The organism is Alexandriicola marinus, assembly GCF_004000435.1.
GTDB lineage: Bacteria > Pseudomonadota > Alphaproteobacteria > Rhodobacterales > Rhodobacteraceae > Alexandriicola > Alexandriicola marinus.
In genome coordinates this window covers 117,479-130,225 of sequence record NZ_RBVZ01000006.1, presented here as the reverse complement: position 1 = coordinate 130,225, position 12,747 = coordinate 117,479, and the positions used below count along the sequence as shown (strand labels likewise).

Genomic DNA, 12,747 nt, shown 5'->3' with positions numbered 1-12,747 from the left:
CATGCCCCGGATTGAAACGGATATCTGCATCATCGGCGCCGGGTCTGGTGGTCTTTCGGTGGCGGCGGGTGCGGCCCAGATGGGTGCGCGTGTCGTCCTGCTCGAAGGTCACAAGATGGGGGGCGATTGCCTGAACTACGGCTGTGTTCCGTCAAAGGCGCTGATCGCCTCGGCCAAGCAGGCTCACGCGATGGAAAGCGGCGCTGCGCTGGGCGTGGCACCTGTCGCGCCGTCGGTCGACTATGCCGCCGCCAAGGACCACGTGCGCAGGGTCATCGAGACGATCGAACCGATGGACAGCCAGGAACGATTCGAAGGCTTCGGCATCACGGTGATCCGCGAATTCGGAAGGTTCATCTCGGACCGCGAGGTTCAGGCCGGCGACACCGTGATCAAGGCGCGCCGTTTCGTCATCGCGACCGGCTCCGGACCGCTGGTCCCGCCGATCCCCGGGCTCGAGGACGTGACGGTTCATACCAACGAGACGATCTTTGATCTGCGCGACCGGCCCGATCACCTGATCATCGTGGGCGGAGGGCCGATCGGAATGGAAATGGCGCAGGCCCATGTCCGGCTTGGCTCCAGGGTGACCGTCCTCGAAGGGGCGAAGGCCATGGGCAAGGACGATCCCGAACTGGCTCGGATCGTGCTCGACAACCTTCGTGCCGAGGGGGTGGAGATCGTCGAAGGCGCGATGGCCGAGAAGGTTTCGGGCAACAAGAATGGCGCCGTGACGGTTCACACCGACAAGGGCGACTTCACCGGCTCCCACCTGTTGATGGCCGTGGGCCGCAAGGTGAATGTCGACAAACTCGATCTCGATCAGGCGCGTGTCGCCCATGATCGTGGGGGCGTGCGAGTCGACGCAGGTCTGCGATCGACCACCAACAAGCGCGTCTACGCCATCGGCGATGCGGCCGGCGGCCTGCAATTCACCCATGTCGCGGGATATCATGCCGGCGTGATCGCCCGGTCGATCCTGTTCGGCCTTCCGGCCAAGGCCAAGACGTCGCATATCCCCTGGGCCACCTATACCGACCCCGAGCTGGCGCAGGTCGGCCTCACCGAGGCCGAGGCCCGCAAGAAGCATGGCAAGGCACTCGAGGTCGTTCGGGCGGAGTTCGCCCATAACGACCGGGCCGTCGCGGAAGGCAAGACAAAGGGTCTGGTCAAGGTTATGATCGTGAAGGGCCGGCCGGTGGGTGCCTCTATTGTGGGGCCATTGGCCGGGGAGCTGATCGGAACATGGGCCATGGCCATCGCCAACAACATGAAGATGTCGGCCATTGCCGGAACCGTGTTGCCTTATCCGACGCTCGGCGAGATGAACAAACGCGCGGCAAGCGCCTATTTCTCTCCCCGCCTGTTCGAAAGCGATACGGTCAAGCGGGTCGTCCGATTCGTGCAGAAGTATCTACCGTGAGGCCGGTGCGGCGATGTTGAATTCCCTTTCGGGCCGGTTCCTGATCCTGACCACGGTCTTTGTCATGCTTGCAGAGATCATGATCTTCGTGCCCTCGGTCGCGCGGTTCCGCGAGGATTACCTTCTGGCACGTCTTGAACGGGCGCAGATCGCCTCGCTCGCGCTTCTGGCCGACGACATGCTGGATGCCGATCTTGAACGGGAATTGCTTGAGAATGCAGAGGTTCTTAACGTCGTTCTTCGTCGCGACGAGATCCGCCAGCTTGCGCTGTCCTCGCCGATTCCGTCGCCGATCACGGGAACATATGACCTCAGGGATGCCTCGAGCCTGACGCTGATCGCGGACGCGATGGTGCGGTTGGCGGATCCTGAAAACAGGATCATCCGGGTGATGGGCAACCCGGTTCAGGAAGGCGGTCTGCTGATCGAGGTCACACTGGAAACCGCCCCTCTTCGCGCTGCGATGATCGACTATGGCCTGCGGATTCTTGTGCTGTCATTCGTGATCTCGATCGTGACGGCGGGGCTGTTGTTCCTTGCCGTGCAAAGCCTGCTCGTGCGGCCGATCAAACGTGTCGTAGCCACGATGCAGGAATATGCCGAGGAGCCCGAAGACGCCCGCCGGATCATCCAGCCCTCGTCGCGCGTGACCGAACTGCGCGAGGCCGAAGACGCCCTTGCAAGTCTTCAGACCGACCTCACAGGCGCGCTGAAACAGAAGGAGCGCCTGGCGCAGCTGGGCGGCGCGGTGGCGAAGGTCAGCCATGACCTGCGCAACATCCTGACATCGGCCCAGCTGTTCGTGGATCGGATCGAAACCTCCGAGGATCCGCTTGTTCGCCGCATGGCGCCAAAGCTGGTGGGCTCGATCACGAGGGCCGTCAACCTGTGTGAATCGACCCTTGCCTTCGGTCGTGCCGAAGAGCCGCCGCCCCGTCTGGGCTGGGTCCGCCTGTCCGAGCTGGCAACCGACGTGGCCGAAAGCGAACAGCTGGCCAGCGGGGATTACGAGATCGAGATTGGCGCAGAGATCGATCCGTCGCTGGAAGTCCGCGCCGACGGCGAGCAGATCCACCGCGTGTTGACGAACCTCGTCCGCAATGCCCGTCAGGCCATCGTTGCCTCGCGCAAGCCCGGTTGGATCCGGATCGGCGCAGAAGAGGATGACGGCGCCTGGTGGATACGTGTCGCCGACAGTGGCCCGGGCCTGCCCAAGAAGGCCGTCGATCACCTGTTCCAGCCGTTTCAGGGCGGCGCGACCCGCGGCGGCGCCGGTCTCGGCCTCGCGATCTCGGCAGAGCTGGTGCGTGGCCACGGTGGCCGCCTCGAGTTGAAGACGTCGGGCGAGGGCGGGACGGAGTTCGTCATCCGTCTTCCGAAATCCAGTATCTCGATGGACTCGGCCGCCGAATGATCCGCAGGCCGGATTTCGGTCTTGCATTGGGATCGCAGCAGTAATAGATCGACGGAACTCAGCGGACTGGTAGCTCAGTTGGATAGAGTACCTGACTACGAATCAGGGGGTCGAGGGTTCGAATCCTTCCCAGTCCGCCATTATTCCTCTCCAGAAACATCCACGAAACAAGGCTTCGGCAATCGTTCCTCGATGGTGCCGTGTGGCCGCAATTTGACTGTGATCGGCGTGGAAATGCCCCTATTGACGCCTTTGATCGTCACGGTATGGCCCCAATCCGGGAGCATGTTCAGGTTCGTCCCTAGTTGGAGATCGAAAATGAAACCCGTTGCGACACTCTTGGCCAAGACGATCCGGATCGGACCGCTTCCGTATCTTGGATTGAGCCTTGTGATCCTCCTGGTTGGTGTCCTTCTGCAGCTTCGTGCTGCAGACCCGGTGATGGCAGACGGCTCCACGATCTTTGGTCTTTTTGCGCGGATCGGTGGTCTTGTCGGGCTCTTTGGCCTTATTCCGCTCTTCGTCGGCGTTCAGGACGACGGCAGCGCGCGCACCGATGAAAGCGGCAAGTCCGAGCGTTCCGATGAATCCGAGACGGCTGATGGCCTGCACCGGGATATGGAACAGACGGACCGGTCCCTGCTTTCATCCCTGCGTGAAAACTTTCTGCGCCGCACGGCCTGACCTGGTCAGAAATCCACCGTCACGCCCGGAAGCCTGAGTTCACGGATCAGATCGCGCAGTTCCTGTCGGGCTGCGACATTCGAGATGTTGAGCTTCTCGACGCCCACGTCGCGCAGATCCAGAAGGGTCAGGCCACGTGGGAACAATTCCCTGAAAATCACACGTTCATTGAAACCGGGTGCCGTTCGAAATCCGATCCGGCGTGACAGCTTGGCGATCGCCTTTTCCATCTTCTGCTTGTTGACCATGTTCTGGGCACCAAGCCGGTTCCGCACCACGACCCAGTCAATCGGGTCGAGCCCGGCTTGCGCCCGCAACTGGCGCGCATTCCAGACCATTTCCGAATAGACGCTTGGTCCTTCGATGGTTTCGCCATCGGTTCCGATATGGGCCAGCAGGTCGAAATCGATGAAGCTGTCATTCAGCGGCGTGATCAGCGTATCGGCGAGACTGTGCGCGATCTGGCTGAGACGGGTATGCGATCCCGGGCAATCTATCAGGATGAAATCGCTTTCACCGTCAAGTCCGGCCACCGCGGCCGAAAGGCGGTGATCATAGATGTTCTCGCCGGGCTTCAGGTCGCCTTCGCTGATCTCCGGCAGTTCGGAATAGCTGGGCGTTGGAAGGTCGACGCCCTGTTCGTCCATGTATCTGCGCCGGTTTCCGAAATACCGGGCCAGCGACTTCTGCCGCAGGTCGAGGTCGACGCAGCCGACCTTGTGCCCCATCCGGGCAAGGGCGGTCGCCACATGCATGGACACGGTCGACTTTCCAGCCCCGCCCTTCTCGTTTCCGACGACGATGATATGTGCCACTGCCCGGCCCTCCGGCGATGTCGCGACGCTTCTGGACGCCGTCTTTGGCCCGACAGTAAAGGCTGGCGCGGGGCAGGAAAAGAGCCGGTGTCACCGTTGGTTCGCTTTATCGGTGCGCCATTGACTTTGTGCGACAGAGCCGCCATGTGCCATTCAATGTTTTTGACCGCTGCCGCGTGAGCAGCGCGCCCCGACCCGGACCTGAAGGGTCCGCACGGGGGCGCAGGTCGAAGACGCCAAGAGGTTCCCAACATCACGCGAGGGGCCGCGGCATGACGGCCGGCGGGACTCCGCCCGACGGTCAGCGTGTGCCGCCACCCTGTACGCCCGCGCCGGGTGCGCGCCGCATGATGCGGCCGCGCGGCGTGGTTCATCTTGCCGGTTCGGCCACGCAATCGTGGCGGCCCGGCCCGAAAGGATTGATCCGCAATGGATTTTGATATGCTGGGGCTCGCGCCCCGACTCGTGACCTCGCTCAAGGAGGCCGGCCTGACCGAACCCACCCCGATCCAGAAGCGCGCCATCCCGGCCGCGATGGAAGGCCGCGATGTGATGGGCCTTGCCCAGACCGGTTCCGGCAAGACCGCCGCATTTGGTCTGCCGATGATCGACAGTCTGCTGAAGAACCAGACCAAGGCGCCCAATGGCTCTGCCGTCGCGCTTGTCCTTGCGCCGACGCGCGAACTGGCGCGCCAGATCGTCGATGCGCTTTCGGTCTATACGAAGGATACCGGCCTGCGCACCGGGCTTGTCGTGGGGGGTGCCGGCATCACCGGCCAGATCCGCAAGATGGAGCGTGGCGTTCACCTTCTGGTGGCCACGCCCGGACGCCTGATCGACCTGATCGACCGGCGCGCCGTATCACTCAGCTCGACCCGATTCCTCGTCCTCGACGAGGCCGACCAGATGCTCGACCTCGGCTTCATCCACGCGTTGCGCCGGATCGCCAGTCTTCTGCCCGAAGAGCGGCAGACGATGCTGTTTTCCGCCACCATGCCCAAGCAGATGGCCGAGATCGCGGCGGCTTTCCTCACGAAACCCGAACGGGTCGAGGTCGATCCTCCGGGACAGGCGGTGGACCGCATTCGCCAGAGCGTCCATTTCGTCGCCCAGTCCGAAAAACCCGCTCTGCTGTCCGAGATGCTGTCCAAGCATACGGATGAACGGGCGCTGGTTTTCGGTCGCACGAAGTGGGGCATGGAAAAGCTGTCCAAGAGCCTTGAAAAGCAGGGCTTTTCCGTCGCCTCTATCCATGGCGCGAAAAGCCAGGGGCAGCGGGATCGTGCGATCCGGGAATTCCGGGCCGGCACGATCAAGGTGCTGGTCGCGACCGATGTGGCGGCCCGTGGTCTCGATATCCCCGATGTGAAGCACGTCTATAACTACGAGCTTCCCAATGTCGCGGATACCTATGTCCACCGCATCGGCCGGACGGCGCGTGCCGGGGCGGATGGCGCCGCGATCGCGCTCTGCGCCCCTGACGAGATGGGCGATCTTCGCGGGATCGAAAAGCTGATGAAACAGTCCGTGCCCGTGGGCTCCGGCCGGCCCTGGGAGGTCGAGGCCCCGGCGCCGAAGCGTGGCGGCAAGGGCCGTGGCAAACCTGGCGGTGCCCGCCCGGGCAACCGGTCGCGTCGTCCCCGCCGGTCCAAGACCGCGGCCTGACCAGCCTTTGGCAGGTGCCCGACAGACGGGCGCCTGCCGGCTCGGCTCAGCCAGCCTCGGCGATCATTTCCGATTGCCGCACGATCACCTCGGCCTGCTTGATCGAGGCGATATCGACCAGCCGTCCCTTGTAGACCGTCGCGCCTTCGCCGCGTGCCTTGGCCGCGTCCATCGCGGCGAGGATCTCGCGCGCCTCGGCCACGGCCTCCTCCGACGGGGTGAAGACCTCGTTGGCCAGGGCGACCTGCTTGGGATGGATGGCCCATTTGCCGACCATGCCCAGCGTCGCGGAGCGCAGGGCCTGCGCGCGGAACCCGTCGTCGTCTGAGAAATCCCCGAACGGGCCGTCGACCGGCAGGACGCCATGGGTCCGGCAGGCCGCGACGATTGCCGTCTGCGCCCAGTGCCACGGATCCGACCAGTGCTTCACGCCGTCGCGCAGCATGTAGTAGTTTTCCTGAGTGCCGCCGATCCCGGTCGTCTGCATCCCCATCGAGGCTGCGAAATCGGCCGCACCCAGCGACATGGCGGCCATCCGGGGCGAACTCGCGGCGATTTCTTCGACATGCGCGATGCCGGCGGCGGATTCGATGATGACCTCGAAGCTGATCCGCTTTGCGCGGCCCTTTGCCGCCTCGATCGCAGAGACCAGCGCATCGACCGCATAGACATCCGCAGCGCAGCCGACCTTGGGGATCATGATCTGATCGAGCCTGTCGCCCGCCTGTTCCATCAGGTCAACCACATCGCGATACCAGAACGGGGTATCGAGCCCGTTGATCCGAACGCTGAGCGTCTTGTTGCCCCAGTCGATATCGCGTGTGGCCGCAATGATGTTGGCGCGCGCCGCGTCCTTGTCCGTTGGAGCGACGGAATCCTCCAGATCCAGATTGATCACGTCGGCTGCCGAGGCGGCCATCTTTTCGAAAATGGCCGGGCGAGAGCCCGGTCCGAACAGCTGGCACCGGTTGGGGCGGGCAGGCGGAGCGGGCTGAAGGCGGAAGGACATGCGGTTCTCCGGGTAATGAAATGTCGTCAGGGTCGGCTGGACGGATAGATTATTGCGCAAACAGCTTCAAGCGCTATCTCGCAGGCGCAGCATGGCGTCTGGATCGCTGCACGGCCCGCGCGCAATCGGCAAGCAAGACGGGAAATTTTCGTGCGTCACGGGACAATGACGGGATGAATTTGCGGAATTCGATTGTCTGTGCCCCAGAACGGCAAGAATTGTCGGGCTGGTCCTGCGAGGCTCCACGAAACCTCAGGAGTCTGCCCCGATGATTCGTACACCCTATCTTCTGTTCCTTGGTGACGCACATGATCAGCTGGCCGCAAAGGTCGCGCAGGGCATTCAGGATTGGCGCCCCGACAACGTCGTGGGCCAGTTCCGCATGCCCGGCTGCAAGGCCGATGTGGGTGCCAAGGACATGACCCTTGCCGAGGCCTATGACGCCGGGGCGCGGACCCTTGTCATCGGTGTGGCGAACCGCGGCGGCGTCTTTTCCGACGCGTGGCTCGATGTCATGGTCGAGGCGATGGAGACCGGCTTCGACATCGCGAGCGGTCTGCACAGCCTGCTGCGCAACTCCCCCATGCTGCGCGAGGCCGCGGAACGGACGGGTCGCACGCTGCACGACGTGCGCATCCCGACCGTGGCCTACCCGATCGCCAACGGCGCCCCGCGCTCTGGCAAGCGATGCCTTGCCGTGGGCACCGATTGCTCCGTCGGCAAGATGTATACCGGCCTTGCGATGGATGCCGAGATGAAGGCCCGCGGCATGAAATCCTCGTTCCGGCCCACCGGGCAGACCGGCATCCTCATCACCGGCGAAGGCATCCCGCTTGATGCCGTGATCGCCGATTTCATGGCCGGATCGGTCGAATGGCTGACACCTGACAACGACGCCGACCATTGGGATCACATCGAAGGGCAGGGGAGCCTGTGGCACGTCTCCTATTCCGGGGTGACGATGGCGCTGATCCATGGCGGTCAGCCCGACGCCCTGATTCTGGCCCATGAACCGACACGAACCCATATGCGTGGCCTGCCCGATCATGCGCTCCCCAGCCTCGAGGCGCTGCGCGATCAGGCGCTGGCGCTGGCGCGGATCGCCAACCCTGACTGCGTCGTTGCGGGCATTTCCGTCAACACCAAGGCGCTGGGCGATGACGAGGCACTGGCCCTGTGCGCCGAAATCGAAGACCGGATGGGCCTGCCGACGGTGGACCCGTTTCGCCATGGGGCCGGGCGGCTGGTGGACGCGCTGGCCGCGATCTGACAGACACTTGGCATGAGCATTTCGGTCACCCAGGAGGCGTTTCGCCTCGCGCAGGTCTTTACCATCAGCCGGGGCTCCCGGACCGAGGCGCGCGTCCTGACGGTGCGCGTGTCGCGCGACGGCGTGACCGGCTGGGGGGAATGTGTGCCCTATGCCCGCTATGGCGAAACGCCTGAAAGCGTGTCTGACCAGATCGCGGCGCTGCCCGAGGATATCACCCGCGCAGACCTGCAAGAGGCCCTGCCGCCGGGTGCCGCGCGCAATGCCATGGATTGCGCACTTTGGGATCTGGAGGCCAAGATCGAGGGCCGGCCTGTCTGGCAACTTGCGGGCCTCGAACGGCCGCGCCCCGAGGTGACCGCCTACACCCTGTCGCTTGATACGCCCGAGGCGATGGAAGCGCAGGCCCGCAAGCACGCGCATCGCCCCCTTCTCAAGATCAAGCTGGGCACGCCAGATGACATGCCCCGGCTGGAGGCCGTGCGGCGCGGCGCGCCCGCGGCCCGGATCATCGTCGACGCCAACGAAGGCTGGAGCGCCGAGGTCTATGGCGAACTTGCGCCGCACCTGATCCGCCTTGGGGTCGAGATGGTCGAACAGCCCCTCCCGGCGGGCGACGACGCCATGCTGGCCGAGATCGACCGGCCCTTGCCCGTCTGCGCCGACGAAAGCTGCCATGACCGTGCCTCCCTGCCGGAACTGGCGGGCAGGTATGACATGGTGAACATCAAGCTCGACAAGACCGGAGGGCTGACGGAGGCGTTGGCCCTCCGCGATGCCGCACGATCGGAAGGCTACGCCGTCATGGTCGGCTGCATGGTGGGCACATCGCTGGCCATGGCTCCGGCAGTTCTGGTGGCGCAGGGTGCCGACATCGTCGATCTGGACGGCCCGTTGTTGCTGGCCGAGGATCGCGATCCGCCGCTGTTCTTCGACGAGGCCGGGGCGCATCCCGCGGAACCCGCACTTTGGGGGTGACGGCAGCCGGCTTGCGACACGCCAGCGACGGCGGCGCACCATGCCGGAGGGCGTCCCTGTCTTGACGCTGACGCCTGTTGCGGCCAAACCCGTGCCAAACCTCAAGGGAGCGAGCGCCGTGAGCCGGATTGTCTATGTGAACGGAGAATATCTGCCCGAGGAAGAGGCGCGGATTTCGATCTTTGACCGCGGCTTCCTCATGGCCGATGGCGTCTACGAAGTGACGTCGGTTCTGGATGGCAAGCTGATCGATTTCGAAGGCCATGCCATACGGCTCGAGAGGTCGCTTGACGAGCTGGACATGGCGCCGCCCATGAGCCGGGACGAGCTTTTGACGATCCACCGCGAACTTGTCTCCCGGAACGGTATCGAAGAAGGGCTGGTCTATCTTCAGGTCACGCGCGGCGCGCCCGGGGATCGGGATTTCGTCTTCCCCGACCCCGATGAGACGCCGGCCACTGTCGTTCTGTTCACCCAGTCAAAGCCCGGGCTCGCGCATGGGCCCGCCGCTGGCAAGGGCATTCGCGTGATCTCGATCGAGGATCAGCGCTGGGGCCGCCGTGACATCAAGACGGTTCAGCTTCTGTATCCCTCGATGGGCAAGATGATGGCCAAGAAAGCCGGCGCCGACGATGCCTGGATGGTCGAGGATGGCTTCGTGACCGAAGGCACATCGAACAACGCCTATATCGTGAAGGGCAACACGATCGTCACACGCGCCCTGTCAAACGAGATCCTGCACGGCATCACGCGGGCCGCTGTCCTGCGTTTCGCGTCCGAGGCGCAGATGGTCGTCGAAGAGCGGAACTTTTCCATCGAAGAGGCGCAATCGGCGGATGAGGCGTTCATCACCTCTGCCACGACCTTCGTGATGCCCGTGGTCGAGATCGACGGCGCGCCTGTCGGGACGGGTACGCCCGGCCCGGTGTCGGCACGACTGCGGGAAATTTACCTCGATGAAAGCCTCAAGGCAGCGATCTGACGCTTTTAGTTTCGGCCGCATGGCATGCCCATGCCGTTCGTCTCAGGGTTGATGTTTCGGCAACAATCCAGTGCTGGAAGGTTTGGCCCGCTTGATTCGGAAACCCCGAACCAGACGCCGTAGCGTCGCGAAAGAATCGTCTGGTCTTGAAATCGCGATTCGCTATGATCGGCGCAAGTGGAGGGAGGCTGCTCCTCGCGGACGTGTTCTGGTTGGGCCTCCCCTTTATTAAGGTGGAGGTTCATTATGGAAGAAGACATTGTGAGATGCGGCTGTTGCGAGCCGTCAGATGACCTGAGTTTTCCAGGTGGCGTTTCCTTTGTGGCTCCCGGCGCTAATGCCGCGACGGTGATCGAAGACGGCGATGCGGCCGGTGACCTTTCGACCGATGCCGTCATGGAATTCGGCGACGTCTTCGAAGGATCGATCAACCCCGCAGGCGACGATGACTGGGTCGCGATCGACCTCGACGGTGGGCAGACCGTTGCCATCACACTTGACGCGACATTCTTCGGCGGCGTGATCGAGGTCTATGACAGCGACGGAAATCTGATCGACTCGGCCACCGCTGGCTTTGGGTCAGATCCGGAACTGGTTCTCGATGTGCCAGCGTCCGGCACCTATTACATCTCGGTGTCCCAGAATAACGGAAGCCGGACCGGTGACTACGTCCTTGCGGTCGGAGAATATGTTCCGCCCAGCCCGCTGGACGCCATTGATTGGGGTGGCGTATCCGTCGACACGGGTGGAACCAACAACATCAAGGTCTATTTCGCACTTGCCGGCGAAACCTTTGACGGGATCACTGCGGAAGGATTGAACGCCTACGAACAGGGCCAGTTCATCGAAGCGTTCAACAGGATTTCGGCGGTCGCGGATGTGACGTTCGAGATAGTCACGTCCAGTGCGGATGCCAACTTGTTCCTTGTCGGTGACAACGGACAGGAAACCTCGGGCTTCTATGGATATTTCAACCCGCCCGGTGAACGGAACGAGGGCGTGGGCGTCTTTAACATGGGTCTTTGGGACCGAAACCCCGGTGGCGACCTCGAGGCCGGCGGCTGGGGCTTCGTGACCATCATCCACGAGCTTGGTCACGGGCTTGGCATGGCGCATCCGCATGATACCGGTGGCGGCTCACCGGTCATGGACGGTGTGTCGAGTTCGTTCGGTGATTATGGCGATTTCGACCTGAACCAGGGCGTCTATACGATGATGTCGTACAATTCGGGCGCGGAAGCCTATGCACCGATGCCTCCGGAGAGCATCTGGGGCTACGAGATGGGGCCGATGGCCTTTGATATCGCGATGCTCCAGGAAAAATACGGCGTAAACACGACGACCAATTCGGGTGATAACGTCTACGCGATGACCGATCTGCAGGGCTCTGGACAAGGGTTCATCGGGATCTGGGATACTGGCGGCACCGATGAAATCGTCAACACCAGCGGAAGTTCGTCGATCATCTTTCTGCTCGATGCGACCCTCCAGTACGAGGAAGGTGGCGGAGGCTATATCAGCAACACCTTCGACTCCAACCGCGATCCCATTGCGGGCGGCTATACGATCGCGGCAGGTGTCGTCATCGAGAATGCCACCGGCAGTGGGCAGACCGACGGCCTGATCGGGAACGAATTCGACAATGTTCTGACAGGCCATGGCGGAATCGATTACCTGATCGGCTTCGAAGGGGACGATATCCTCGACGGCGGCGACGGGGCGGACTGGATGTGGTCCGGAGTGGGCTCGGACATCATGATCGGCGGCGCCGGTGCCGACCTGTTCGAATTCCGGCGGACCAAGGAAAGCGGCACCGTAGAGGGTGACCGGGACATCATTCAGGACTTCGAGGTCGGACTGGACCGCATCATGCTCACCTTCATGGATGGGGATGCAGCGACCGATGGCAATCAGTCGATGATGTATATCGGCGGGCTGGACTTCAGCGGAACCGGGATCGGCGAGGTTCGCGTCCTGATGGAAGCAGGCTGGACCTACAATCTGGCCTTTGTCGATCTTGACGGGGATGCGAACGCGGATATGGCGTTCGAAATCCACACCACGGATATGGTGACGGAGTCCGATTTCCTGCTCTGACATCTGTCACGATTGAAAAGCGAAACGCCGCGCCCTGTTCCCGGGGCGCGGCGTTTTGCATGGACAGCGGGGCAGAGTGGCTGCTTCAGCCATCCTTGCCGACATTGCGCGCAAAGGCCTCCTTGAAGGCGGCCTGCTGATCCTCGGTTGCCTCGGTCTGATGTCTGGCTTTCCACTCTGACATGGGCATCCCGTAGTAATCCTCGCGCGCCTCGTCCTTGGTCATCTCGATTCCCTCGGCGGCGGCCGCTTCCTGAAACCATCGGCTCAGGCAGTTCCGGCAGAAGCCCCCAAGGTTCATCAGGTCGATGTTCTGAACATCCGGGCGATCTTCGATCAGGTGCTGACGCAGCCGCCGAAAGGCAGCGGCTTCGATGCGGATCCGGGTTTCCTCGTCGATATCCATTCGT

The 12,747-nt window shown here is 63.0% G+C and carries 11 protein-coding genes and 1 tRNA gene; 9 read left to right on the top strand and 3 right to left on the bottom strand.

Features of this window, described 5'->3' with window-relative positions:
- The first annotated feature begins 1 nt into the window (after position 1).
- The 4 genes from EP376_RS16785 (at position 2) to EP376_RS16770 (ending at position 3,521) form a co-directional block, all read left to right on the top strand.
- On the top strand, positions 2–1,423 hold the full coding sequence (locus EP376_RS16785; protein ID WP_127656769.1) for a dihydrolipoyl dehydrogenase family protein: 1,422 nt from the start codon (positions 2–4) through the stop codon (positions 1,421–1,423).
- Between the two features lie 13 nt (positions 1,424–1,436).
- Complete coding sequence (locus tag EP376_RS16780) at positions 1,437–2,837, top strand: sensor histidine kinase (RefSeq protein WP_127656768.1); 1,401 nt, start codon at positions 1,437–1,439, stop codon at positions 2,835–2,837.
- 63 nt (positions 2,838–2,900) lie between these two features.
- A tRNA-Arg gene (locus EP376_RS16775) sits at positions 2,901–2,977 on the top strand.
- 178 nt (positions 2,978–3,155) lie between these two features.
- Positions 3,156–3,521, top strand: a complete 366-nt coding sequence (locus tag EP376_RS16770) for a hypothetical protein (protein ID WP_127656767.1) — start codon at positions 3,156–3,158, stop codon at positions 3,519–3,521.
- Positions 3,522–3,526: 5 nt separating this feature from the next.
- Here EP376_RS16770 and EP376_RS16765 read toward each other — a convergent pair whose 3' ends face one another.
- A complete protein-coding gene (locus tag EP376_RS16765) occupies positions 3,527–4,336 on the bottom strand; it encodes a division plane positioning ATPase MipZ (RefSeq protein WP_127656766.1) in 810 nt (269 codons plus the stop codon).
- 429 nt (positions 4,337–4,765) lie between these two features.
- On the opposite strand from EP376_RS16765, the gene EP376_RS16760 reads away from it, so the two are divergent.
- Complete coding sequence (locus EP376_RS16760; protein WP_127656765.1) at positions 4,766–6,001, top strand: DEAD/DEAH box helicase; 1,236 nt, start codon at positions 4,766–4,768, stop codon at positions 5,999–6,001.
- Positions 6,002–6,047: 46 nt separating this feature from the next.
- Here the strand turns inward: EP376_RS16760 and EP376_RS16755 are convergent, their stop codons facing one another.
- The gene (locus EP376_RS16755) at positions 6,048–7,010 is read right to left on the bottom strand and encodes an L-malyl-CoA/beta-methylmalyl-CoA lyase (protein ID WP_127656764.1); all 963 of its coding nucleotides are present in this window, start codon (positions 7,008–7,010) and stop codon (positions 6,048–6,050) included.
- 268 nt (positions 7,011–7,278) lie between these two features.
- Between EP376_RS16755 and dgcN the strand changes: the two genes are divergently transcribed.
- From dgcN to EP376_RS16735, 4 genes are all read left to right on the top strand, one after another.
- Entirely contained in the window at positions 7,279–8,280 is a 1,002-nt protein-coding gene (dgcN, locus tag EP376_RS16750; protein WP_127656763.1) for an N-acetyltransferase DgcN, read from the top strand.
- 12 nt (positions 8,281–8,292) lie between these two features.
- Positions 8,293–9,258 carry an N-acetyl-D-Glu racemase DgcA gene (dgcA, locus tag EP376_RS16745; protein ID WP_127656762.1) on the top strand — a complete coding sequence of 322 codons (966 nt, stop codon included), beginning with the start codon at positions 8,293–8,295 and terminating at the stop codon, positions 9,256–9,258.
- 118 nt (positions 9,259–9,376) lie between these two features.
- Positions 9,377–10,240, top strand: a complete 864-nt coding sequence (locus EP376_RS16740; protein WP_240652475.1) for a D-amino-acid transaminase — start codon at positions 9,377–9,379, stop codon at positions 10,238–10,240.
- A gap of 321 nt (positions 10,241–10,561) precedes the next feature.
- Entirely contained in the window at positions 10,562–12,337 is a 1,776-nt protein-coding gene (locus EP376_RS16735) for a M10 family metallopeptidase C-terminal domain-containing protein (protein WP_164744960.1), read from the top strand.
- A gap of 85 nt (positions 12,338–12,422) precedes the next feature.
- On the opposite strand, the gene EP376_RS16730 is transcribed toward EP376_RS16735, so the two are convergent.
- The gene (locus EP376_RS16730) at positions 12,423–12,743 is read right to left on the bottom strand and encodes a DUF1244 domain-containing protein (RefSeq protein WP_238928887.1); all 321 of its coding nucleotides are present in this window, start codon (positions 12,741–12,743) and stop codon (positions 12,423–12,425) included.
- Positions 12,744–12,747 lie beyond the last annotated feature (4 nt).

Coding starts and splice junctions, on each gene's coding strand:
- EP376_RS16755 (WP_127656764.1), bottom strand. CDS start 7,010: ATGTCCTTCCGCCTTCAGCCCGCTCCGCCTGCCCGCCCCAACCGGTGC.
- EP376_RS16770 (WP_127656767.1), top strand. CDS start 3,156: ATGAAACCCGTTGCGACACTCTTGGCCAAGACGATCCGGATCGGACCG.
- dgcN (WP_127656763.1), top strand. CDS start 7,279: ATGATTCGTACACCCTATCTTCTGTTCCTTGGTGACGCACATGATCAG.
- dgcA (WP_127656762.1), top strand. CDS start 8,293: ATGAGCATTTCGGTCACCCAGGAGGCGTTTCGCCTCGCGCAGGTCTTT.
- EP376_RS16785 (WP_127656769.1), top strand. CDS start 2: ATGCCCCGGATTGAAACGGATATCTGCATCATCGGCGCCGGGTCTGGT.
- EP376_RS16730 (WP_238928887.1), bottom strand. CDS start 12,743: ATGGATATCGACGAGGAAACCCGGATCCGCATCGAAGCCGCTGCCTTT.
- EP376_RS16780 (WP_127656768.1), top strand. CDS start 1,437: ATGTTGAATTCCCTTTCGGGCCGGTTCCTGATCCTGACCACGGTCTTT.
- EP376_RS16760 (WP_127656765.1), top strand. CDS start 4,766: ATGGATTTTGATATGCTGGGGCTCGCGCCCCGACTCGTGACCTCGCTC.